This window comes from Streptococcus cristatus (genome assembly GCF_003943535.1).
In the GTDB taxonomy this organism is placed as follows: Bacteria; Bacillota; Bacilli; order Lactobacillales; family Streptococcaceae; genus Streptococcus; species Streptococcus cristatus_L.
This window is the reverse complement of sequence record NZ_RJPU01000005.1, coordinates 82,316-105,771: the sequence shown is the minus strand read 5'-3', so window position 1 is coordinate 105,771 and position 23,456 is coordinate 82,316. Positions and strand designations below refer to the sequence as shown.

General features: G+C 44.1%; 26 protein-coding genes. 23 read left to right on the top strand and 3 right to left on the bottom strand.

The window, feature by feature from the left end:
* Window positions 1-1,362 precede the first annotated feature (1,362 nt).
* The 7 genes from D8790_RS11010 to relB all read left to right on the top strand — a co-directional run bounded on the left by D8790_RS11010 (window position 1,363) and on the right by relB (window position 7,887).
* Complete coding sequence (locus tag D8790_RS11010) at window positions 1,363-1,902, top strand: LPXTG cell wall anchor domain-containing protein (RefSeq protein ID WP_312023754.1); 540 nt, start codon at window positions 1,363-1,365, stop codon at window positions 1,900-1,902.
* Between the two features lie 396 nt (window positions 1,903-2,298).
* Window positions 2,299-3,930: a Na/Pi cotransporter family protein gene (locus D8790_RS07920; protein WP_125388215.1), complete on the top strand. Its 1,632-nt coding sequence runs from the start codon at window positions 2,299-2,301 to the stop codon at window positions 3,928-3,930.
* A 301-nt stretch (window positions 3,931-4,231) separates the two neighbouring features.
* The gene (gene nagA / locus D8790_RS07905) at window positions 4,232-5,398 is read left to right on the top strand and encodes an N-acetylglucosamine-6-phosphate deacetylase (RefSeq protein WP_125388214.1); all 1,167 of its coding nucleotides are present in this window, start codon (window positions 4,232-4,234) and stop codon (window positions 5,396-5,398) included.
* Between the two features lie 215 nt (window positions 5,399-5,613).
* A complete protein-coding gene (locus D8790_RS07900; protein ID WP_125388213.1) occupies window positions 5,614-5,802 on the top strand; it encodes a hypothetical protein in 189 nt (62 codons plus the stop codon).
* Between the two features lie 11 nt (window positions 5,803-5,813).
* Window positions 5,814-6,659: an aldo/keto reductase gene (locus D8790_RS07895; protein WP_125388212.1), complete on the top strand. Its 846-nt coding sequence runs from the start codon at window positions 5,814-5,816 to the stop codon at window positions 6,657-6,659.
* 579 nt (window positions 6,660-7,238) lie between these two features.
* The gene (locus tag D8790_RS07890; RefSeq protein WP_125388211.1) at window positions 7,239-7,604 is read left to right on the top strand and encodes a type II toxin-antitoxin system RelE/ParE family toxin; all 366 of its coding nucleotides are present in this window, start codon (window positions 7,239-7,241) and stop codon (window positions 7,602-7,604) included.
* Window positions 7,594-7,887 (top strand): type II toxin-antitoxin system RelB family anti-toxin, encoded by a 294-nt coding sequence (relB, locus tag D8790_RS07885; RefSeq protein WP_125388210.1) that lies wholly within the window; start codon window positions 7,594-7,596, stop codon window positions 7,885-7,887. Before D8790_RS07890 ends, relB begins: the two co-directional genes overlap by 11 nt.
* 171 nt (window positions 7,888-8,058) lie before the next feature.
* On the opposite strand, the gene lctO is transcribed toward relB, so the two are convergent.
* Window positions 8,059-9,195 carry an L-lactate oxidase gene (lctO, locus tag D8790_RS07880; RefSeq protein ID WP_061911041.1) on the bottom strand — a complete coding sequence of 379 codons (1,137 nt, stop codon included), beginning with the start codon at window positions 9,193-9,195 and terminating at the stop codon, window positions 8,059-8,061.
* A gap of 216 nt (window positions 9,196-9,411) precedes the next feature.
* On the opposite strand from lctO, the gene D8790_RS07875 reads away from it, so the two are divergent.
* Genes D8790_RS07875 through D8790_RS07860 form a run of 4 tightly spaced genes read left to right on the top strand, consistent with a single transcriptional unit; the run spans window position 9,412 to window position 12,366 of the window.
* Window positions 9,412-10,092, top strand: coding sequence for an amino acid ABC transporter permease (locus D8790_RS07875; RefSeq protein WP_005592376.1), 681 nt, complete (start codon window positions 9,412-9,414; stop codon window positions 10,090-10,092).
* Complete coding sequence (locus D8790_RS07870; protein ID WP_125388209.1) at window positions 10,052-10,729, top strand: amino acid ABC transporter permease; 678 nt, start codon at window positions 10,052-10,054, stop codon at window positions 10,727-10,729. The genes D8790_RS07875 and D8790_RS07870 overlap by 41 nt, the downstream gene beginning before the upstream one ends.
* Window positions 10,730-11,488 carry an amino acid ABC transporter ATP-binding protein gene (locus D8790_RS07865; RefSeq protein WP_125388208.1) on the top strand — a complete coding sequence of 253 codons (759 nt, stop codon included), beginning with the start codon at window positions 10,730-10,732 and terminating at the stop codon, window positions 11,486-11,488.
* A gap of 11 nt (window positions 11,489-11,499) precedes the next feature.
* Complete coding sequence (locus tag D8790_RS07860) at window positions 11,500-12,366, top strand: cysteine ABC transporter substrate-binding protein (RefSeq protein ID WP_062005492.1); 867 nt, start codon at window positions 11,500-11,502, stop codon at window positions 12,364-12,366.
* Window positions 12,367-12,486: 120 nt separating this feature from the next.
* Here D8790_RS07860 and D8790_RS07855 read toward each other — a convergent pair whose 3' ends face one another.
* Window positions 12,487-13,299, bottom strand: a complete 813-nt coding sequence (locus D8790_RS07855) for a Cof-type HAD-IIB family hydrolase (protein ID WP_125388207.1) — start codon at window positions 13,297-13,299, stop codon at window positions 12,487-12,489.
* A 163-nt stretch (window positions 13,300-13,462) separates the two neighbouring features.
* Between D8790_RS07855 and D8790_RS07850 the strand changes: the two genes are divergently transcribed.
* The 5 genes from D8790_RS07850 to lytR all read left to right on the top strand — a co-directional run bounded on the left by D8790_RS07850 (window position 13,463) and on the right by lytR (window position 18,069).
* Complete coding sequence (locus D8790_RS07850) at window positions 13,463-14,065, top strand: DUF1361 domain-containing protein (protein ID WP_125388206.1); 603 nt, start codon at window positions 13,463-13,465, stop codon at window positions 14,063-14,065.
* A 164-nt stretch (window positions 14,066-14,229) separates the two neighbouring features.
* On the top strand, window positions 14,230-15,651 hold the full coding sequence (locus D8790_RS07845; RefSeq protein WP_125388205.1) for an NCS2 family permease: 1,422 nt from the start codon (window positions 14,230-14,232) through the stop codon (window positions 15,649-15,651).
* 203 nt (window positions 15,652-15,854) lie between these two features.
* Window positions 15,855-16,295, top strand: a complete 441-nt coding sequence (tsaE, locus tag D8790_RS07835) for a tRNA (adenosine(37)-N6)-threonylcarbamoyltransferase complex ATPase subunit type 1 TsaE (protein ID WP_125388204.1) — start codon at window positions 15,855-15,857, stop codon at window positions 16,293-16,295.
* The gene (locus tag D8790_RS07830; RefSeq protein ID WP_125388203.1) at window positions 16,288-16,809 is read left to right on the top strand and encodes a GNAT family N-acetyltransferase; all 522 of its coding nucleotides are present in this window, start codon (window positions 16,288-16,290) and stop codon (window positions 16,807-16,809) included. The genes tsaE and D8790_RS07830 overlap by 8 nt, the downstream gene beginning before the upstream one ends.
* 6 nt (window positions 16,810-16,815) lie before the next feature.
* Window positions 16,816-18,069 (top strand): glycopolymer--peptidoglycan transferase LytR, encoded by a 1,254-nt coding sequence (lytR, locus tag D8790_RS07825; RefSeq protein ID WP_125388202.1) that lies wholly within the window; start codon window positions 16,816-16,818, stop codon window positions 18,067-18,069.
* Window positions 18,070-18,119: 50 nt separating this feature from the next.
* On the opposite strand, the gene D8790_RS07820 is transcribed toward lytR, so the two are convergent.
* A complete protein-coding gene (locus tag D8790_RS07820) occupies window positions 18,120-18,746 on the bottom strand; it encodes a TVP38/TMEM64 family protein (protein ID WP_125388201.1) in 627 nt (208 codons plus the stop codon).
* Window positions 18,747-19,158: 412 nt separating this feature from the next.
* On the opposite strand from D8790_RS07820, the gene D8790_RS07815 reads away from it, so the two are divergent.
* The 7 genes from D8790_RS07815 to yqeK all read left to right on the top strand — a co-directional run bounded on the left by D8790_RS07815 (window position 19,159) and on the right by yqeK (window position 23,454).
* Complete coding sequence (locus tag D8790_RS07815) at window positions 19,159-19,623, top strand: hypothetical protein (RefSeq protein WP_257000834.1); 465 nt, start codon at window positions 19,159-19,161, stop codon at window positions 19,621-19,623.
* 176 nt (window positions 19,624-19,799) lie between these two features.
* The gene (locus tag D8790_RS07810; protein ID WP_185761934.1) at window positions 19,800-20,327 is read left to right on the top strand and encodes a YqeG family HAD IIIA-type phosphatase; all 528 of its coding nucleotides are present in this window, start codon (window positions 19,800-19,802) and stop codon (window positions 20,325-20,327) included.
* A gap of 2 nt (window positions 20,328-20,329) precedes the next feature.
* The gene (gene yqeH / locus D8790_RS07805; RefSeq protein WP_125388200.1) at window positions 20,330-21,436 is read left to right on the top strand and encodes a ribosome biogenesis GTPase YqeH; all 1,107 of its coding nucleotides are present in this window, start codon (window positions 20,330-20,332) and stop codon (window positions 21,434-21,436) included.
* Window positions 21,437-21,450: 14 nt separating this feature from the next.
* The gene (locus tag D8790_RS07800) at window positions 21,451-21,834 is read left to right on the top strand and encodes an MGMT family protein (RefSeq protein ID WP_005590997.1); all 384 of its coding nucleotides are present in this window, start codon (window positions 21,451-21,453) and stop codon (window positions 21,832-21,834) included.
* Window positions 21,835-21,882: 48 nt separating this feature from the next.
* Complete coding sequence (yhbY, locus tag D8790_RS07795) at window positions 21,883-22,194, top strand: ribosome assembly RNA-binding protein YhbY (protein WP_045498677.1); 312 nt, start codon at window positions 21,883-21,885, stop codon at window positions 22,192-22,194.
* A 28-nt stretch (window positions 22,195-22,222) separates the two neighbouring features.
* The gene (locus tag D8790_RS07790; protein WP_048763956.1) at window positions 22,223-22,855 is read left to right on the top strand and encodes a nicotinate-nucleotide adenylyltransferase; all 633 of its coding nucleotides are present in this window, start codon (window positions 22,223-22,225) and stop codon (window positions 22,853-22,855) included.
* The gene (gene yqeK / locus D8790_RS07785) at window positions 22,852-23,454 is read left to right on the top strand and encodes a bis(5'-nucleosyl)-tetraphosphatase (symmetrical) YqeK (RefSeq protein WP_125388199.1); all 603 of its coding nucleotides are present in this window, start codon (window positions 22,852-22,854) and stop codon (window positions 23,452-23,454) included. The genes D8790_RS07790 and yqeK overlap by 4 nt, the downstream gene beginning before the upstream one ends.
* Window positions 23,455-23,456: the final 2 nt, after the last annotated feature.

Genomic DNA, 23,456 nt, shown 5'->3' with positions numbered 1-23,456 from the left:
CTCAGTGCCTCAATTAGTGCTTCAGATTCATCAAGCACGAGCTTGAGTACNAGCCTCAGTGCTTCACTCAGCGCCTCAGATTCATCAAGCACCAGCTTGAGCACGAGTCTAAGTGCTTCACTCAGTGCCTCAGATTCATCAAGCACAAGTTTGAGTACGAGCCTCAGTGCCTCAATTAGCGCTTCAGATTCANCAAGTACCAGCTTGAGTACGAGCCTCAGTGCTTCACTCAGCGCCTCAGATTCATCAAGCACCAGCTTGAGTACAAGCCTCAGTGCTTCAATTAGTGCCTCAGATTCATCAAGCACAAGTTTGAGTACGAGCCTCAGTGCCTCAATTAGTGTTTCAGATTCATCAAGCACGAGCTTGAGCACTAGCCTCAGTGCCTCAATTAGTGCTTCAGATTCATCAAGCACGAGCTTGAGTACAAGCCTCAGTGCTTCACTCAGCGCCTCAGATTCATCAAGCACNAGCTTGAGTACAAGCCTCAGTGCTTCACTCAGCGCCTCAGATTCATCAAGCACCAGCTTGAGTACAAGCCTCAGTGCTTCACTCAGCGCCTCAGATTCATCAAGCACCAGCTTGAGTACAAGCCTCAGTGCTTCAATTAGTGCCTCAGATTCAGCAAGCACAAGTTTGAGTACTAGCCTCAGTGCCTCAATTAGTGCGTCAGATTCAGCAAGTACCAGCTTGAGCACTAGCCTCAGTGCCTCAATTAGTGCAAGCGACTCAGCAAGCACCAGCTTGAGCACCAGCCTCAGTGCATCAATCAGTGCGTCAGATTCAGCAAGTACTAGCCTGAGCACAAGCCTCAGTGCCTCACTCAGCGCTTCTGACTCAACAAGCACAAGTTTGAGCACAAGTCTAAGTGCTTCACTCAGTGCGTCAGATTTAACAAGTACAAGTTTGAGCACCAGCCTCAGTGCCTCACTCAGCGCTTCAGATTCAACAAGTACAAGTTTGAGCACAAGCCTCAGTGCCTCAATTAGCGCCTCAGATTCAGCCAGCACGAGCCTGAGCACAAGTCTCAGTGCCTCACTCAGTGCTTCAGATTCATCAAGTACAAGTTTGAGCACGAACCTCAGTGCATCAATCTCAGTAAGCGAGAGTGCATCATCTTCTGTAAGCAGTAGCCAATCAACCTCAGCGAGCGAGAGCACTTCAGCATCATTGAGCGCTAGCGAGTCTGCTCTGGCAAGTGAAAATGATTTGGCATCACTGAGTGTAAGCGAATCTCTATCAGCAAGCGTAAGCTTAAGCACCAGCGTATCGTCTTCAGTCAGCGCGTCAGATTCAACAAGTACAAGTGTAAGTACATCTACATCGCTTAGTGATAGCCTTTCAAGCAGCTTGAGTACAAGTGTGTCACAAGAGTCAAACTCATTCAGCCACAGTAAGGGTGATCCAACCAGCGAGTCTAAGCCAGAGTCTAACCTGCCAAGCTACCTTGCATCTGTAAGTGCAAGTACTTCAGCTTCTGTAAGTGATAGTCAGTCTATCTCTACTTCATTGAGTACAAGTGCAAGCATTTCAGGATCAATCAGTGCCAGTCATGCTATCGCTGACGATTCACTTTCAGCAAGTGCCTACTTGAGCATGAGTGTCTCTGTTTCATTGAGCACATCTGCAAGTGTGTCACTGAGTGATAGCGCAAGCATCTCTACTAGTCTGTCTGAAAGTGCATCTGTATCTAGTGCTACAAATCACTCTCAAGCACCTAAGCCACAGCCTGCACAACCAGAAAAAGTTAAGGTTACTCCAAATGCTAAAGCTTTACCAAATACAGGAACTGTCAATAATCCATTAGCAGCTCTTGGATTAGGAATAGCAACGTTAGCATCAGCCTTTCTTAAGAACAAAAAGAAGAAAGAATCAACATCTGATGTGAATTTGGAAGACTAATCTTAAAACCTAGCTAAAATGATAGCAGCACTTTAGCGATGGAACGCAAATCCCAGATAGCCATAGGCCATCTGGGATTTTTGCTTTTTGCATGTATAGAATGTGAGTTATGCTGAGATAAAAGATAAACTGGGCAATTTAGATGTTTTGAGCCTGAGACTAGAAAGCGATGAACCAAGCTAAATATTTTGAAATTTAGATCTGCCTGCTGGTCTTTTCTTGTCGTGAGAGAGCCTTGTCGCCTATTCTAGTTTGCTCTTGAGTATGAAGAAAATAAAAGTTTCAAAATGAGCAAAAATAATTCAATTCTTTTTTAGAAAAGGCTTGTGAGATTAGGCTGGATGTTTTAAAATAGTATAGGAGATTATCCGCTATTTATTTTTCGGAGGAAAAGAAATGTCCATTAATTGGCAAGAAATTATATTTAGCTTTTTAGGAGGCTTGGGGCTGTTCCTATACAGTATTCGTATGATGGGAGACGGCTTGCAGCAGGCAGCGGGGGACCGTCTGCGCTATTTCATTGATAAATACACGAGCAATCCTTTTTTAGGTGTGCTAGTTGGGATTGGGATGACAGCCCTGATCCAGTCTAGTTCAGGTGTGACAGTAATTACAGTTGGTCTGGTTAGTGCGGGGCTGTTGACCCTGCGTCAGGCTATCGGGATTGTCATGGGGGCTAATATTGGTACGACTGTGACTTCCTTCATCATTGGTTTTAAGTTGGGTGATTATGCACTTCCCTTGCTCTTTATCGGTGCGGTTTGCCTCTTTTTCACAAAAAATCGCTCTGTTAACAATATCGGGCGCATCTTCTTTGGTGTTGGCGGGATCTTTTTTGCCCTCAATCTCATGAGTGGAGCCATGGAGCCGCTTAAAGATCTGCAAGTCTTTCGCGACTACATGGTTCAGCTGAGTAAAAATCCAGTCTTAGGTGTCTTTGTCGGAACGGGTTTGACCTTGCTCATCCAGGCATCATCAGCGACTATTGGGATTCTGCAAAATCTCTATGCCAGCAATCTCATTGATTTGCATGGAGCCTTGCCTGTCCTCTTTGGTGACAATATCGGAACGACGATTACAGCGATCATCGCTTCCTTGGGTGCTAATATCGCAGCCAAGCGTGTCGCTGGCGCCCATGTGGCCTTTAATGTTTTGGGGACAATCATCTGTATGATTTTCTTGTTGCCTTTTACATCGCTGATTCAGTCGTTTGAGACAGCCTTGCACTTGTCACCAGAAATGACCATTGCCTTTGCCCACGGAACTTTTAATATTACCAATACCATTATCCAGTTTCCTTTTATTGGCTTTTTAGCATATTTGGTTACCAAGTTGATTCCGGGTGAGGATGAAACCGTTAAATACGAATCTCTTTACCTTGATACGATTTTGATTGACCAAGCGCCATCACTGGCTTTGGGAAATGCTAAAAAGGAACTCCTTCACTTGGGTGGCTACGCGGCAAAATCTTTTGAGTTGGCCTATGATTATATTATTAACTACGAAGAAAAATCCGCTGAGAAGGGCCATAAGACTGAGGAAGCTATCAACGCCATTGATGATGAATTGACTCGCTATCTGATTGTCCTATCTGGTCAACAGCTCAATCCAAAAGAGAGTGAAGTCTTGACTAGCATTCTGGACTCTAGCCGTGATTTGGAGAGAATTGGTGACCACTCAGAAGCTTTGCTGAATTTGACAGACTACTTGCACCGCAAGAAAGTGGAATTTTCACCAGCTGCCTTGGCAGAGTTGGAAAACATTTATCAACTGACTTTGGACTTTATCAAAGAAGCTTTGACTTCTGTGGAAACAAATGATGTGGAATTGGCCAACACTTTAGAAGCCAAGCATGCAGCTATTGACAAGCTAGAACGCAGCCTGCGCAAGACCCACATTGCCCGTCTCAACAAGGGAGAATGTACGCCTCAGGCTGGGGTCAACTTCATCGATATTATTTCCCACTATACCAGAGTTGCTGACCACGCCATGAATTTGGCTGAGAAAGTACAGATGGAACAAATTTAAGACAGAAAGAGGCTGGGACAAAAGTCCTAGCCTCTCAATTGTCTTTGGATTGTCGAGTAAGACGCAGTGGTTGAATGGGCTCTACTACGCTGATTTCATCAGCTTTTACAGCCCTACTCAACTGTGCGGAGGTGGGACGACGAAATCGAATTCTAACGAATTCCCGATTTCTGTCCCACTCTCTTTTCTTGATTTAAATAATATAATAAATTTTTCTAAAAAAGAGGTATAGACCATTTACAAATAAAATAGAAAGCGTTATAATAGAGTCAATAGAAATAGAACAAGAGGAGGCAGTCAGATGCCTAAGTATATAAAAGCCGATCAGTTCTTCTATCCTCAAGGAATTCGCAAGGGTGGATTTTTGGAAGTGACTGATGGAAAATTTGGAAAATTAGTACAGGAAGTCCCTGCTGATGCGGAAGTGATTGATTACACAGGCTACTCTGTCGCACCGGGTCTGGTCGATACCCATATCCATGGTTTTGGTGGGGTCGATGTCATGGACAATAACATCGAAGGTACCCTCCATACCATGAGTGAAGGGCTTTTGACGACTGGGGTGACTAGTTTCCTGCCGACAACGCTGACATCATCTTACGAGCAACTCCTAGCTGTGACGGAGAATATTGGTGCGCGCTATCAAGAAGCAAGTGGTGCCAAGATTCGTGGTCTCTACTTTGAGGGGCCTTACTTCACTGAAAAGTACAAGGGTGCCCAAAACCCAGCCTACATGAAGGATCCTCGTATGGATGAATTTCGTGCTTGGCAAAAGGCAGCTAATGGTCTGCTAAATAAGATTGCTTTGGCACCTGAACGTGAGGGCGTGGAAGAATTTGTTCGCACCATCACTGATGAAGGCGTGACAGTCGCTTTGGGGCACTCTAATGCGACCTACGACGAAGCCAAGGCAGCAGTGGAAGCAGGAGCCAGTGTCTGGGTGCATGCCTACAATGGTATGCGAGGCTTGACCCACCGTGAGCTAGGTATGGTTGGGGCTATGTATGAGCTGCCTCACACTTACGCAGAGTTGATTTGTGATGGTCACCACGTGGATCCCAAAGCCTGTGATATTTTGCTCAAGCAAAAGGGCCATGAACATGTAGCTCTCATCACAGACTGTATGACTGCAGGTGGGCTGGAAGACGGCGACTATATGCTGGGAGAATTTCCAGTGGTGGTAGCTAATGGCACAGCTCGTCTCAAATCGACTGGCAACTTGGCAGGATCAATCCTGCAGCTCAAAGACGGCCTGAAAAATGTGGTTGAGTGGGGCATCGCAAATCCTCACCAAGCAGTCATGATGGCCAGTCTCATACCAGCAAAATCCGTCCACATTGACGATGTCTGTGGCCAGATCAAGGAAGGCTATGATGCCGATTTTATCGTGCTGGACAAGGATTTAGAGCTGGTTGCTACTTATCTGGATGGCGAAAAACGCTTTGAAGCTGCCTCCAGTATTCTTTAATTGAGTCTCCTTATATTTTTAGAAAGGATGGGGTAACCTGTCCTTTTTAATGTGGGGTTGCTGCTTTTCCCTAGGATTTACTAGAGGGACTTGGGCAAAGCTAGAATGGTTGGCGCAACTAGAAAGTCTATGAGATATTTTCTTAACAGATGGTAGGGCTTTCTCAATGAAAGAGAAGATGTTATAATAGGGTTATCACAGACGAGGAGGACAGGATGAAAAAGATTGATTATAAATTTATGGGAATGGGCTTGGTGTTCCTCTTCTTTGGATTATTACTGCATCGTTTCTTGATATTTATTGCTGGGTTGGCCTTTATCATTTACAGCTTTTTCAGCCGAGGCATGGCTCCAACCAAGGAAAATATCTTTAAGCCAAAATTGTCCAAAAGAAAGAAAAAATAAGGAGAACAGATATGCAAAATTATACCCTTAACAATGGTGTCAAGATCCCAGTCTTGGGCTTTGGTACTTGGAAGGCTCAGGACGGAGAAGAGGCTTATCAGTCAGTCTTGACCGCCCTTAAGGCTGGTTATCGCCACATTGATACGGCAGCTATCTACAAGAATGAGGAGAGTGTCGGTCGAGCGATTAAAGACAGCGGCATTCCGCGTGAGGAGCTCTTCATCACTACCAAGCTCTGGAATAGCAAGCATACCTATGAAGCGGCCATGGAAGCCTTTGATAGCTCCATGGAGCGTTTAGGGCTGGATTATCTGGATCTCTACCTCATCCATTGGCCAAATCCGAAGCCTGTACGAGAAGACGGGGCTTGGCAAAAGCGTAATGCAGAAGTTTGGCGGGCCATGGAGGACCTCTACCAAGCTGGTAAGATCCGAGCGATCGGCATCAGCAATTTCCTGCCTCATCACCTAGAGGCTCTGCTGGAAACAGCGCGCGTCACACCAGCTGTCAATCAAATCCGCCTAGCGCCAGGTGTCTATCAAACAGAGGCGGTGGACTTCTGCCGTGCCCATGATATCCTACTTGAAGCTTGGGGACCATTTGGCCAGGGCGAACTCTTCCAAAATTCAGCTGTGCAGGCGATAGCAGATAAGTATGGCAAGACTATTGCCCAAATCGCTCTCGCTTGGAGCTTACAAGAAGGCTTCCTACCCCTGCCTAAGTCAGTCACTCCGAGTCGGATTGCTAGCAATCTGGATTGCTTTGACATCGAACTGAGTCCTGCTGACCTCGAAATTCTTAAAAATATCAGCGGTTTGGAAGGCGGAGCACCTAATCCAGATGGAATGGATTTTTAAGCGATAGACGAACATCTTTTTAGTTGAAATCAAGCTACTCGATATCTTAGTTATTAGTCTTTAATGAAGTTTTATAGTGACCTAGGCCTCGGCCAGTCACTTTTCCTATGGTTTCGTGGCAACTTAGGCCTCGAACCCTCTTTTCATTTCTATTTATAAAATCCATCGCCCCTCGCTTATTTGTCGTCAAAAACAAGTGCCAGATGAGGGTCTCTCAAGAGATTATAGTTTCTTGAAAAGAAGAATTAGTTTTTATAGGTTCTTTTGAAGATTACAAGGGTATTGCTATTGCAGTTATACCGAATCGGAAGTTATGGTTTTTTATCATAGGTTTAAAACAAAAGTATTGATAAAATATGGTTACAAAGCATAGTTGTCTATTTCGCTAGCCTTGCTAATCTTATTAGTTCTCACAAAGATAAAAACTTTCCTCCTTGCACCAATAAGGGCGCTATTTTCGAATTATATAAATGAGTCCCTTTTGAATATTTCAAAAGGGGCTTATCAGTATTTGATAACTTAAAAGTATTTACTTTCGATAGCTTTTGAGTTATAATAAATTCGAAAAGAGGATGCTTTGTGCACACTATTTATTTTTATAAAGATAAACATGGGAATCAACCAGTTTTGAACTATATGAAGGAGTTGGCTAGTCTCAATAGCAAGGATAGCCGGATCAAACTCAACAAGCTCAATGACTATATCGAACTCTTGAGTCAACAGGGAACTCGTGCCGGTGAGCCCTACATCAAGCATCTAGAGGCAGAGATTTGGGAATTACGACCCTTACGGGATCGGGTTTTGTTTGTGGCTTGGATAGATGGAAGCTTTGTCTTACTGCATCATTTTGTTAAAAAGACGCAAAAGACTCCCAGACGGGAGATTGAGAAGGCCAAACGAGAGTTGCAAGATTTGAAAGAAAGAGGGCTAAAAGATGAAGAATAGTGCTATTGGTAGTAATTGGAAAGAAGTGAGGGCAGAGCTTTTCACCAAGGAAGAAATCCTAGAAAGCGATCTGCGGGTAGCGATTATGACAGAGCTGATCGAGGCCAGACATGAAAAGGGTATTAGCCAAAAGAAGCTTGAAGAACTCAGTGGGGTCAGTCAACCTGTCATCGCTCGAATGGAGACAGGAAAGACCAACCCTCAATTGGATACGGTATTGAAAGTATTAGCAAGCCTTGGCAAGACCCTAGTCGTCGTCCCACTAGAGCAAGAAAAGGCTTAATAGAAAGTAAGAAATAAATATTAGATAAACAAGTCAAACTTACCAGAGGCTTTGTCTAATCCATGCCATAGAGCCAGTTTAGATACACTCAGATTAAAAACCACACCCCAATCGTTAGATTTTATGTCTAACTTTTGGGGTGTGGTTTTTTATTGCAACCTGTTTTATTTATCAATACAATTTCAAATCACGAGGGTCAACTGGGAAAGTTGGATTGTATGGATTGTGACGTAGTTTGAAGTGTTTGACATCTTCGATGGTTTGAGTTCCAGATAGTTGCATGACGGTTTTTAGTTCAGCATTTAGGTGTTCAAAGACTTGACGAACACCGACGCTACCACCAAGGGCCAAACCATAAATGACAGGACGTCCAATGGCTACTAAGTCTGCTCCTGAAGCCAAGGCTTTAAAGACGTGTTGGCCACGGCGAATACCGGAGTCAAAGACAATCGGTACACGTTTATCAACTGCTTCAGCAACTTCTTGAAGTGAGTCAAAGGCAGCTGGTCCACCGTCGATTTGGCGACCACCGTGGTTGGTTACCCAGATTCCAGAAGCACCTGCAGCAAGCGAACGTTCGACATCTTCACGGCATTGAGGACCTTTGACATACACAGGGAGACCTGAGTATTCAGCGATAAACTCAACATCTCGTGGGGACAAGCGTTGTTTAGCTGATTTGTAGACAAAGTCCATGGACTTACCAGCACCTTCGGGTAAGTATTCTTCAACGATAGGCATGCCAACTGGGAAGACAAAACCATTGCGCTTATCTACCTCACGATTGCCTCCTACAGTCGCATCCGCAGTTAAGACAATGGCTGTGTAGCCTTCTGCCTTGACACGATCCATGATATGGCGGTTAATCCCGTCATCTTTACTGAAGTAAAATTGGAACCAATGAGGTGTCCCTTGGAGGGCTTGAGAAATTTCTGGAAGATCAACAGTGGAGTAGGAGCTGGTTGTATAAAGAGAGCCAAACTCATGTACACCACGCGCAGTGGCGACTTCTCCTTGCTCATTTGCTAATTTATGGGCTGCAACAGGCGCCATGATGATTGGTGAAGACAGTTTTTCGCCTGCAAATTCAATCTCAGTGCTTGGATTTTCCACATCACAGAGCGTATGAGGGACAATGAGTTTATGATTAAAAGCTCGAATGTTCTCGCGTAAAGTGAACGTGTCCTCAGCTCCACTCGCGATGTAGCCAAAAGCAGCTTTAGGAATGACTTGCTGCGCCATAGGCTCCAGATCATAGGTGTTGATAAAATCCACAGGGCCTTCGGCATTGCTTGTTTTGTATGACATAAAATGTCCTCCTTGATAAAAGTAAACGTTTACTTTTTTGATTTACAGGAACATCTTAACTCTTTTTCATATCATTTTCAAAAATTTTGTCTGGAAGTTTCAGATTGTAATAGAGACGATAAATATTTTTTATCATTGTGATAGAAAATACATATTATCCAAACATGCCTTTTAGTGCTACAATAGCTGTATTATTCCTAGATGGGAGGTTCTCTTTTGGATTGGTCCATTGTTGAACAATATCTACCATTATATCAAAAGGCATTTTTTCTAACCCTGCATATCGCAGTTTGGGGCATTTTGGGAGCTTTTCTAGTTGGTTTACTTGTTAGTATTATCCGACATTATCGTATCCCTGTTTTGGCACAGCTAGCCACAGCTTATATTGAATTGTCGCGAAATACGCCTCTTTTGATCCAACTCTTCTTTCTCTACTTCGGGCTTCCTCGGATTGGGATTGTCCTTTCCTCAGAGGTCTGCGCCACCCTTGGTCTTATCTTTTTGGGAGGTTCCTATATGGCAGAATCCTTCCGAAGCGGGCTAGAAGCAGTTAGTCAAACCCAGCATGAGATTGGCTTAGCGATCGGTCTGACACCCGTTCAGGTTTTTCGCTACGTGGTATTGCCACAGGCCACAGCAGTGGCTCTGCCATCCTTCAGTGCCAATGTGATTTTCCTGATCAAGGAAACCTCTGTCTTCTCTGCGGTTGCTCTAGCCGACCTCATGTACGTTGCCAAGGACTTGATTGGGCTTTACTATGAGACAGATATTGCACTGGCTATGTTGGTAGTGGCTTATCTTATCATGCTCCTGCCTATATCATTGCTCTTCAGTTGGATAGAAAGGAGGCTCCGCCATGCAGGATTCGGGAATACAAGTACTCTTTCAGGGAAATAATCTTTTGCGGATCTTACAAGGATTGGGAGTCACGATTGGGATTTCCATCCTCTCTGTCCTCTTGTCTATGATTTTCGGTACGGTCATGGGAATCATCATGACCTCTCATTCTAGAGTCATTCGTTTTTTGACACGTTTTTATCTAGAATTTATCCGCATCATGCCTCAACTGGTGTTACTCTTCATTGTTTATTTCGGTTTAGCCCGAAATTTTAATATCAACATTTCTGGAGAGACTTCTGCTGTTATCGTTTTTACCCTCTGGGGAACGGCTGAGATGGGAGATTTGGTGCGCGGAGCTATCACTTCCCTTCCCAAACATCAGTTTGAAAGCGGACAGGCGCTGGGGTTAACGACCTTCCAACTTTACTACCACATCATCATCCCGCAGGTCTTGAGAAGACTGCTTCCGCAGGCCATCAATCTCGTCACTCGGATGATCAAAACGACTTCTCTGGTGGTTTTGATTGGGGTCGTTGAAGTCACAAAAGTGGGGCAGCAGATTATCGATAGCAATCGTTTGACCATTCCAACCGCATCCTTTTGGATTTACGGCACCATACTGGTTCTGTATTTTGCAGTTTGCTTCCCTATCTCTAAACTATCCACTCACTTAGAAAAACACTGGAGGAACTAAATGCCTGATACCATATTAGAAATCAAGGATCTAAAAAAATCCTTCGGAGACAATCCCATCCTCCAAGGACTTTCCCTAGAAATCAAAAAAGGGGAAGTAGTGGTTATTCTAGGACCATCTGGTTGTGGGAAAAGCACCCTCCTTCGCTGCCTCAATGGCTTGGAAACCATTCAGGGTGGAGATATTCTTCTGGATGGCCAGTCCATTATTGGAAACCAGAAAGACTTTCACTTGGTTCGTCAAAAGATTGGCATGGTCTTTCAAAGTTATGAACTCTTTCCCCATCTGGACGTCCTGCAGAACCTTATCTTAGGTCCTATCAAAGCACAAGGACGGGATAAGAAAGAAGTGACGGAAGAAGCCCTGCAATTACTGGAACGCGTCGGATTGCTCGACAAGCAACACAGCTTCGCTCGCCAATTATCTGGTGGACAAAAGCAACGAGTTGCCATTGTCCGTGCCCTGCTCATGCATCCAGAAATTATCCTTTTTGACGAGGTAACGGCTTCGCTTGATCCAGAAATGGTGCGTGAGGTCCTCGAACTCATCAACGACCTAGCTCAAGAAGGGCGTACCATGATTCTAGTAACCCACGAAATGCAGTTTGCCCAAGCCATTGCGGACCGGATTATCTTCCTCGACCAAGGGAAGATTGCTGAAGAAGGAACGGCTCAGTCCTTCTTTACCAATCCACAAACCAAACGAGCACAGGAATTTTTAAACGTTTTTGACTTCAGCCAATTTGGCTCATATTTATAAAGGAGATTCTTATGAAACTACTCAAATCACTCTTAACTGTTTTGGCACTTGCCTTTGCCCTTATTTTTGTCACAGCTTGTGGCTCAGGCGGAAATGCTACTTCTTCATCTGGTAAAACTACTGCCAAAGCTCGCACTATTGATGAAATCAAAAAAAGTGGTGAACTTCGAATTGCTGTATTTGGCGACAAGAAACCTTTTGGTTATGTAGACAACGATGGTTCTTACCAAGGTTATGACATCGAACTGGGAAATCAGCTGGCTAAAGACCTCGGTGTTAAGGCAAAATACGTTTCTGTCGATGCTGCCAACCGTGCAGAATACTTGATTTCTAACAAGGTGGACATCACCCTTGCTAACTTTACCGTCACAGACGAACGTAAGAAACAAGTTGACTTTGCCCTTCCCTACATGAAGGTTTCACTGGGTGTTGTGTCTCCTAAGAAAGGTGTCATCACAGATGTTAAACAGCTTGAAGGCAAGACTTTGATTGTCACAAAAGGAACTACCGCTGAAACTTACTTTGAGAAAAATCATCCAGAAGTTAAGCTTCAAAAATACGACCAATACAGTGACGCCTACCAAGCTCTTTTGGATGGACGTGGAGATGCCTTCTCGACTGACAATACTGAAGTTCTAGCTTGGGCTCTTGAAAATAAAGGATATGAAGTAGGAATTACTTCGCTTGGTGACCCAGATACTATCGCACCAGCAGTCCAAAAAGGAAACAAAGAGTTGCTTGATTTCATCAATAAAGACATTGAAAAATTGGGCAAGGAAAACTTCTTCCACAAGGCTTATGAAAAGACTCTTCACCCAACCTACGGTGATGCTGCAAAAGCAGATGACCTCGTTGTTGAAGGTGGAAAAGTAGAATAGAAGGGTTGGTTAAGTAGAAAAATCTACCTTAAAAAATGAACCGTATCTCAACAGTTAGACAGAAAAAGTCTAGCAGTTGAGGTGCGGTTCAAATTATGTTTGTTTGATTTGTTTTGATTTCTACAAGTAGAGCTCAGTTAGCTTGTGAGCTACACCGTCTTGGTCGTTGGTGAGTTCAAGCTGCTGGTCGGCATAAGGAAGCAGGGTTTCGCTAGCGTTTTTCATGGCATAGCCTGTTCCCGCAAATTCCAGCATTTCGGTATCATTGTGCTCGTCACCAAAAGCAATCAGGTCCTTGCGATCGACATTGAGGATATTGAGCAGGTACTGGAGGGCGAAGGCTTTGTTAACACCTTTAGGACCGCACTCAAGGATATTAAGCGGACCGCCCCAGGTATTGATGGAGAGTTCATGCTGGTAAAAGGCATTCATCTCTTCAGCTAGAGCGTATTTATCTGTGGCATGGGTTTGTAGCAAAATAGCATTTGGATTTTTAGTGACCAGCTGGGCCTGAAATTGATTTTCTGGCTTGAAATTATCAATTCCAAAGAGCTTGGGATCTGCGATTTCTTCGTTTGTATTGGTGATGTAGAATTTCTTACGGTATTCACCAGCAATGAAATCAGCTTCGATTTCTTCTTTTCGTTGGACCATATCCAGCAAGAAAGACTTGTCTACCGTCAAGGATTGCTCAAATTCCCACTTTTTTTCAGGAATATGGGTCAAAGAGCCGTTGAAGTTTATCATGGGAGTATTCAGCTCTAACTCTTTATAGAAATCCAGAGCCATGCGGTAAGGGCGGCCAGTGGTGATGATGACCTTGTGTCCTTTAGCCGATATTTTTTTGATGGTTTCTTTGGTAAAATCAGAAATCTTACTCTCAGAATTGAGCAAGGTTCCGTCCAAATCTACAGCAATTACTTTATTCGTCATTCTTTTTCCTCGTACAGTATCAATCAGTATAGTAAGTCTATTATAACAGAATTAAGAATAAATGCTACAAGTTGTGGTATAATGTTTCCTCAATAGCTAAGACGAAAGATGTCTGCTGATAGTCTATGAGCGAAGAGAGTTGAAGTAAAGGGGAGGAGCCTGTATGCGTAAACCAATTTTCATTCACATTTTTTTCCTACTAATTGCATTTGTTGTGTATATTCAGGGGATTACGGCTCAGGGGCCAGACCTGATCTGGAATATGATTCTGGCTTTGATTGCCTATGACGCTGCCGTCTTGACGACGATGTTTAAGAAGCAGAAGTGGCTTTATCCGCTCTTGCTGGCGGTTTGGCTGGCCTTTTATCCTAATACTTTTTATATGCTGACGGACTTGGTGCACATGACTTGGGTGGGAGATACCCTGTGGAACCCTGTCAGCATGCGCCTATTTATGGCTTTTGTGCCGAGCATTTTATTTGGCGTTTACTGCGGGATTGAAAGCTGGAATATTTTGCGCGAGCGCTGGAAGTGGACTTGGTGGTTGGATATGCTTGCGGTTGCGGCTCTGTCTTATCTATCGAGTCTAGCCATCTACATCGGTCGTTATGATCGCCTCAATTCCTGGGACTTGGTGACGCGACCCGAACTAGTTATCCAAAAATTACTGGAGACCTTTCAGAAGGATCGTCTGGTATTTATCCTTGGATTTACCTTTATCCAAATCATGACTTTGCTCTTTTTAAGCAGAGAAAATAAAAAATAAGACGCTTTAAAGTATTTTTTGGAGCAATGGACTTGAAAAAGTGAATGTTTTTGAGTATAATCATAGTATTGTTCGTAAATAACGAATAAGCAGCACTGTTTTAAAGAAAATCAGGAGTTCTCTTTTAATCAGTTGCCATAAAACAATTTAGGAGATTATCTATAATGGATAAATTATTTAAACTCAAAGAGCACGGTACGGATGTTCGTACGGAAGTTCTCGCTGGGTTAACAACTTTCTTTGCTATGAGCTATATCCTCTTTGTCAATCCAGCCATGCTGTCGCAAACGGGTATGCCAACTCAAGGTGTCTTTCTGGCTACGATCATCGGTTCCGTTGCGGGAACACTCATGATGGCCTTTTATGCCAACCTCCCTTACGCACAAGCGCCGGGTATGGGGCTTAATGCTTTCTTTACTTTCACGGTTGTCTTTAGTCTGGGCTATACTTGGCAAGAGGCTCTGGGTATGGTCTTCATCTGTGGTCTGATCTCGCTCTTCATTACCCTGACCAAGATTCGGAAGGCTATTATTGAGTCTATTCCATCAGCACTTCGTTCAGCTATTTCCGCTGGTATCGGTGTCTTTCTAGCTTATGTAGGGATTAAAAATGCCGGACTGTTGAAGTTTTCAATCGATCCAGGCAACTATGTAGTAGCCGGTAAGGGAGCTGACCAAGCCAAAGCTGCTATTACAGCAAACTCAGCTGCAACTCCGGGATTAGTTGATTTTAATAATCCAGCAGTTTTACTCGCTTTACTTGGTCTAGCGATTACAGTTTTCTTTGTAATCAAGGGCATCAAAGGCGGCATTATCTTGTCTATCTTTACAACAACAGTCGTAGCGATTGCTGTTGGCTTGGTAAACCTGTCTGCGATTGACTTCGGTCAGCACAATCTGTCAACAGCTCTGAAAGAACTTGGACAAGTGTTCGGGGTTGCGGTTGGTCCAGAAGGCTTGGGAGCTCTCTTTGCTGATACGGCTCGTCTGCCTCAGACATTTATGGCCATCCTAGCCTTCTCTCTGACGGATATTTTTGATACCATCGGTACCTTGATCGGAACTGGTGAAAAAGTGGGTATCGTCGCAAGCTCTGGTGAAAACCATGAGTCAGAAGGTTTGGACAAGGCTTTGTACTCAGACTTGATCGGTACGACTATCGGTGCAATCGCCGGAACATCCAACGTTACTACTTATGTAGAGTCTGCAGCTGGTATCGGAGCTGGCGGACGGACTGGTTTGACAGCCTTGGTTGTAGCGCTCTGCTTTGCGGTATCTAGCTTCTTTAGCCCGCTGTTAGCCATCGTTCCAACAGCAGCAACTGCGCCAATTTTGATTGTCGTAGGGATCATGATGCTTGGCAGTCTGAAAAATATCCAGTGGGATGACATGGCAGAAGCTATTCCAGCTTTCTTTACATCCATCTTCATGGGCTTCACTTACAGCATCACAAACGGGATTGCAGCAGGCTTTATCATGTATGCTCTTGTGAAGGTTATCAAAGGTCAAGCTAAGGATGTACATCCGATGATTTGGATCTTAAATCTACTCTTCATCCTTAACTTTATCAGCCTAGCTCTTTCTTAAGAATCATTGTTAAGAAGTTGGAAATCTTCCAGCTTCTTTTTTTGCAGGAAAAATTTAGGAAATGTCCTAGTTTACTTCTAAATAAAAGCGAGTAACCTGCTTTGATTAGAAGATTTTGAAAGCTCATCTAATTTTTTTCAAACATTTTGCTTCCTCTATTAGAAAATTGAGCGCAAATGCAAATCTTCTGGTATAATAAAAGAATGTTTAGTCATAATGAAGAAGAATTAATCAAATGGGGCCAGCGTCTCGGAAGCCTCCTTCAGGAGCAAGATGTTTTGGTTTTGACAGGAGACTTGGGTGCGGGCAAGACGACTTTTACCAAGGGCTTAGCTCAAGGTCTGTGCATCAAGCAGATGATCAAAAGTCCGACCTATACCATTGTTCGCGAGTATGAAGGACGATTGCCACTGTATCATTTAGATGTCTATCGGATTGGTGAAGATCCGGACTCGATTGACTTGGATGATTTTCTCTTTGGTGAGGGAGTTACGGTCATCGAGTGGGGAGAATTGCTAGGTGATAGTTTACCAGATGATTATCTGAAGCTGACCCTTGTGAAGAAAGACGACGGTCGTGAGCTAGTCTTTGAAAGTCAGGGGCGCCGTTCTCAGGAACTACTGGAGGAATTGCTGCATGGCTGAGTTTGAATTGGCCTTGCGGGAGGCGGAAAAGACAGATGCCGCTGACTTGATTCGCTTTTTAAATCAAGTCGGAGCTGAGTCAGACTACATGACCTTGGATGAGGCGGGGATTTTGATGGATGAAGATCAGATGGCTCAGTTTATTCAGCGTCAAGCTGAGTCGGATAATCAGCTTTATCTCTTGGCCTTGCTTGATAATGAAATCGCTGGGATTGTCAGTATCACAGCGGATTTTCATGAGCGGATTCGCCACATTGGGCAAGTCTTTATCGTTGTCAAAAAAGCCTTTTGGAATCAAGGCCTCGGTCGTATCTTGCTAGAAGAAGCTGTGGATTGGGCAGAAAATGGAAGCAGTCTTCGCCGTTTGGAACTAACTGTCCAGGTTAGAAATGAGCGAGCTGTTCATCTCTATAAAGAATTAGGATTTGAAATCGAAGGCCTACAAAAAAGAGGGGCCTATTTAAGAGAAGGGATATTTCTAGATGTTTACCTGATGGGAAAACTGATAGATTGATGAAATATGTTAAAAAAAATTGTACGAATGTTTTTGAGCCTTTTGCTTGTCACAGCTATTGGAGTAGGAGGCTATGCTTGGACTATTTACAATCAGTCAACGGACGCTTTGTCCCATACTTACAAGGGTTTTGGGAATGAGACGAACGTTATTGCGGAAACCAAGCCCTTGACGATTTTACTGATGGGGGTAGATACAGGAAGCGGCTCGCGGTCTGATACCTGGAAGGGAAATAGCGATTCCATGCTTCTCCTATCTGTCAATCCTCAGACTAAAAAGACGGTCATGATGAGTTTGGAGCGGGATATTCTGACTCAAATCGATGAAAATGGCGAAACGACAGAAGCCAAACTCAATGCTGCCTATGCTTATGGCGGTGCAGAATTGGCCATTGCGACCATTGAGAAATTGATGAACATCCATATTGACCGTTATGTGATGATCAATATGCAAGGACTGGTTCAGCTAGTCGATGCAGTTGGCGGTATTGAAGTCAACAATACTTTTGATTTCCCGATCTCCATTGAAGAAAATGAACCGGAATATACTGCAACTGTCGAGCCAGGCAAGCATTTGATCAACGGAGACCAAGCTTTGGTCTATGCCCGCATGCGTTACCAGGATCCAGAGGGGGATTACGGTCGTCAGAAACGTCAGCGTGAGGTGATCCGAAAGGTCGTTGAGAAGGTGCTCAGTCTTAACAGTATTAGCCATTATCAAGCTATTTTGCGAGCAGTCAGCAAGAATATGCAGACCAATGTAGCACTGGATGCGGGAAGTATCCCTCAGTTATTGGGCTACAAAGACGCCTTTAGAAGTATTCAGTCTGAACAATTGCGTGGGGAAGATGCTACCTTGGCCGATGGCGGTAGCTATCAGCTGGTTACGTCTGATCATTTGCTAGAAATGCAAAATTTGATTCGGAAAACGTTGGGCTTGTCTTCAGTTAAGACTCTGAAAACCAATGCCGTACTGTATGAAGACTTGATGGGAGGCAGGAGCTTGCGTGCTTCTAGTTCAGAGAGTTCAAGTTCAGTCCAGAATGATCGAACTATTTATAGCCAACCTAGTGAGAGCACTTATGGTAGTAGCTATAGCAGCTATAGCAGTTATAGTAGTTATAGCAACTATAGTTCCTATACTCCTGAGCCGAGTGCTAGCAGTGAACCGCCAGCAAGTTCTGCGCCTGCATCTACGCCAGCACCGACACCGTCAGCATCATCTGCCGATCACCCTGCAACATCAGCATCTTCAGAATAAACAAATCGCCCAAGCTTACTAGCTTGAGCGATTTTTAATGCCCGAGGTTCTTATTTTGCGAGCCATTTCCAGAAGAAATCAATAATATAGGTCAGTCCGTAAGTGTAGATGATGAGGGTGATGGGTTTGCAGAGCACGATAATCAACATATACTTTTTGAAGGTCATCTTGGTCAAGGCGGCTAGCATACAGAGAAAATCAGCGGGACTGATAGGCCAAATCATCATAAAGATAAAGAAACGCTCAAAGCGATTGCCCTCATCCAGCCAGCCCACATACTTGTCATAGGTCCGTTTGCTGACGACGGACTGGACAAAGGCTGGTCCGTAGGTGCGAGCCAGATAGAAAATGATGGCGCAGCCGATGACAATACCGACATAGTTGTAGATGGTGCCGACGATATGCCCGTAAATAAAGATGCCTGCAACAGAGGTCAAGGCACCAGGGATAATGGGCACGACAGTCTGCAAGATTTGCAGGAAGATAAACAGAGGTGGTCCCCAGACGCCTGCTTGTTTGATAAAGGCAGACAAGGTTTCCTTGGACTGGAGAATCCCTGCATAGTAAGCCCAGATGCAAAAGGCCACTGTCCCTACAGCCCCGATGATGGACGACCAGTTGATGATTTTTTGCAAAAAGGGAGAAACAGCTTTCATTTCTCGATCCTTGCTTACCATAGGCACCTCCAAGAGAATTATTCTTATATCTACTATAGCATCTTTTGCCTTTTTTGTAAGCTTTGAGGCTATAGGTGCTAAAAAGTATGAAAGATGATATAATGATATGACTGGTGAGCAATAATCTATAAGCATTCAAAAATCAGGGAGAGTGCTTGTGCTCAAACTAAAAATTCTATGAGTTAGGAGAGTTATAGCGGAAGAATATCTAAACTTATATCATCAAAAAATGTGGGAGATTGCATATGAGAATCTCATAAATCTATTTTTTCACCCTCATACAATTATTCTCTTTGTATTATTTTTGATTATTTCTTCCTTAATCTGTTACGTATATTTCAAAAAAAAATGTACTTTACTAATTATAGTTAGTTATTTCTCCTTGTTCCTTTTGGGAGGAGTCGCAGAGTTTGTGAATAGCTATGGCAAAATTATGAATCCATCTTCTCCATACAACAATTCTTTATTCATTGCTTCATTAAAACTTGAAACCGTTCTTCCGATGCTTGAGAAGGTAGATGAGATTCCCATAGCTAGTGTTGATGGAAAATTGGAGAGAAAAAATATTATACTATTTGCTTTATCTAATCCGGCGTATTATGGTGGTCTTTTTAATGATACGGCAGATTTCTTTACAGGTGGTCATATAGAAGGGAAATTATTTCTAGTTGCTTTAGTAGGATATGAAGAGAAAGATGGTCAATGGGAATCTGTTGACATTCGCATTGCACCAGGTATTAAGGAGAAGGATTTTCAGAAATTTTCTAAGGTTCTTCACATAAAAAAAGATGAAGCAGAGGGTGCTACCGGTATTATTCTCGATCTTCAAAAAATTTATGAATTAAAATTACGGAAAGAAAAAGATGGTCATTGGTAAGTAAGATCCTCTTTCCTATATTAAAATTTGAGCTTCCCGCTTGGGAAGCTGTTTTCATTTACTTGGAGAATAGGGGAGGGAGTATCTCCCAATGGCTCTTGGAAGAAATGGGGTTATAGGTGCCAAAAAGCCTATTTTATGCTATAATAGTGCGAATACGATTTTTGGAGAGAGATGTGGCGATTGAAGATTACATGCCCGACTTTGTGGTCGAGGCGGTTTACGATTTGACAGTAGAGAGTTTGAAAAGGCAGGGGATCAAAGCGGTTTTGGTGGATTTGGATAACACCTTGATTGCTTGGAATAATCCTGACGGGACCCCAGAGATGAAGAAGTGGCTCCATGATTTGCGGGATGCGGGCATTCGGATTATCGTGGTATCCAATAACAACCAAAAACGGGTCAAGCGGGCTGTTGAAAAGTTTGAAATTGACTATGTCTACTGGGCCATGAAACCCTTCACTTGGGGAATTGACCGGGCGCTCAAGCTTTTTCATTTTGAAAAAAATGAAGTGGTCATGGTGGGCGATCAGCTCATGACGGATATTCGGGCAGCGCATCGGGCTGGGATTCGTTCGATTTTGGTCAAACCGCTGGTCGAGCACGACTCTATTAAAACCCAGATCAATCGGGCGCGTGAACGCCGTGTGCTCAAGAAAATCACTGAAAAATACGGTCCAATTCAATACAAAAAAGGAATTTAAGCATGGAAAAACTTCTCTGTATCGGCTGTGGAGTCCCTATTCAGACGGAAGACAAGAGCCAGCTGGGCTACACGCCTCAGTCAGCTCTAGAAAAAGGCTTGGAGACAGGCGAACTCTATTGCCAGCGCTGTTTTCGCCTGCGCCATTATAATGAAATCAGCGATGTCCAGCTGACGGATGATGACTTTCTGCGGCTTCTGCATGAGGTTGGGGATAGCGATGCCTTGGTTGTCAATGTTGTCGATATTTTTGACTTTAATGGCTCGGTCATCCCTGGCCTGCCTCGCTTTGTCGCAGGAAATGATGTGCTCTTAGTCGGGAATAAAAAGGACATTCTGCCTAAGTCGGTCAAGGATGGCAAGGTGACCCAATGGCTGACGGAGCGAGCTCACGAAGAAGGCCTGCGTCCAGTCGATGTGGTCCTGACCTCTGCTCAGAACAAGCAGGCAATCAAGGACTTGATTGACAAAATTGAGCATTGCCGCAAGGGACGTGATGTCTATGTGGTCGGCGTGACCAATGTCGGCAAGTCTACTCTGATTAACGCCATCATTCAGGAAATCACAGGCGACAAGGATATTATTACGACTTCGCGCTTCCCGGGAACAACTCTGGATAAAATCGAGATTCCTTTAGCGGACGGCAGTCATATCTATGATACACCGGGCATTATCCATCGTCACCAGATGGCTCACTATCTTTCTGCTAAGAATCTCAAATATGTCAGCCCCAAAAAGGAAATCAAGCCCAAAACCTACCAGCTCAATCCTGAGCAAACCCTCTTTTTGGGTGGTTTAGGCCGTTTCGACTTTTTGGCAGGTGACAAGCAGGGCTTCACGGCTTATTTTGACAATGAGCTCAAGCTCCACCGGACCAAGTTGCAAGGTGCTAGCGACTTTTATGATAAGCATGTCGGCAGTTTCTTAGTGCCGCCAGTTGGCAAGGAAAAGGAAGAATTTCCGGCCTTGGTCAAGCATGAATTTACCATCAAGGATAAGACAGACATCGTCTTCTCTGGATTGGGCTGGATTCGTGTCAATGACAGAGCCAAGGTTGCGGCTTGGGCTCCAAAAGGAGTGGACGTGGTCTTGCGCAAGGCGATTATCTAAGAAAGGTAGGATGTATGACCCAGTCAACTTTTATCACACCAGAAAAATATGTGGAAGCTATTCAGCAAATACCATACGGCAAAGTGGTTACCTTGGCTGATTTGCGTACTCACTTTGGACAGGATAATAGTGCTCCATTTTTTTCAGGTATTGCTGCTTTGATTGTCGCTTGGTCTGAGGAAGATGCCAAAATCCCCTATTGGCGAGTGCTCAAGTCAGGCGGGGAAGTCAATGCGAAGTATCCTGGAGGCCTTGAAGTACAAAGAGGGCTGCTGGAAGCGGAAGGACATAGCATTATTCAAAAAGGGAAAACAAAGATGAGGTACTATGTCCAAGATTTTCAAAAGAAACGGTATTCATTTGATTTGGAAAGAAATCTCATGTGCGGGCAAGACTAATACTCTTTGAGTATAAGCTCTGCTATTTTTAAAAGAATAAGGAAAACTATGGCATTAACAAGTAAACAAAGGGCCTTTCTCAACAGTCAGGCCCACTCACTCAAGCCCATCGTTCAGATTGGCAAAAACGGACTCAATGACCAGATTAAAACCAGCATTCGTCAGGCGCTGGATGCGCGAGAACTGATCAAGGTTACGCTCTTGCAGAATACAGATGAGAATATCCATGAAGTTGCTGAGATTTTGGAAGAAGAAATCGGAGTGGATACGGTGCAGAAGATCGGCCGGATCTTGATTCTCTTCAAGCAGTCCAGCAAGAAGGAAAATCGCAAACTCTCTGTTAAAGTCAAGCAAATTTAAGAAAAAATTTCTGTGGAGATATCAGCCTATGGCTATTGAATTACTGACCCCCTTTACCAAGGTGGAATTAGAACCAGAAGTTAAAGATAAGAAACGCAAGCAGATTGGCATTTTAGGTGGGAATTTCAACCCTGTCCACCATGCTCATTTGGTCGTGGCGGACCAGGTCCGGCAACAGTTGGGCTTGGATCAGGTCCTGCTCATGCCAGAGTACGAGCCGCCCCATGTGGATAAGAAAGAGACCATTGATGAACAGCATCGGCTGAAAATGTTGGAGCTGGCTATTGAGGGCATTGAAGGCTTAGGAATTGAAACCATTGAGCTGGAGCGCAAGGGAATTTCCTATACTCACGACACCATGAAGCTCCTGACAGAGCAGCATCCAGATACGGACTATTACTTTATCATCGGTGCAGATATGGTGGATTATCTGCCTAAGTGGTACCGGATTGATGAGCTGGTTGAGCTGGTTCAGTTTGTCGGTGTTCAGAGGCCACGTTACAAGGCAGGGACTTCTTACCCTGTCATCTGGGTGGATGTCCCCCTCATGGATATTTCCTCCAGCATGGTGCGGGATTTTCTGGCTCAGGGACGGACTCCCAATTTCCTTCTGCCTCAGCCAGTCTTAGACTATATTGAGAAAGAAGGGCTTTACCTATGACCTATGAAAGCTATATCCGCATGAGTCGTGAGGCCTTACTGGCTAAGATGGAAACTGTCATGCCTGAGAAGCGCCTGCGGCATTGTCTAGGTGTGGAAAAGGCTGCCCGTGAATTAGCGGAGCGCTTCAGTCTTGATGTCGAAAAAGCGGGTCTGGCAGGACTCCTGCACGACTATGCTAAGAAGGTTTCGGATGAGGATTTCCTGTCCTTGATTGACAAATATCAACTGGATCCTGACCTGAAAAAATGGGGCAACAATGTCTGGCATGGCATGGTGGGCATTTACAAGATTCAGGAAGATTTAGGTGTGAAAGATCCTGAGATTCTGCGAGCCATCGAGATTCATACAGTGGGTAGTGGCACCATGTCTGAGCTGGACAAGGTCATCTACGTAGCTGACTATATTGAGCACAATCGAGACTTTCCGGGAGTGGACAAGGCTAGAGAGCTAGCTCAGCAGTCGCTCAATCAAGCTGTGGCCTACGAAACAGCAAGGACAGTAGAGCATTTGGCTCATAAGGGAATGCCTATCTATCCGCAGACCTTGGGAACCTACAATGCCTTTGTAGGATATTTGAAGGAAATAGAAGAAAATTAAAG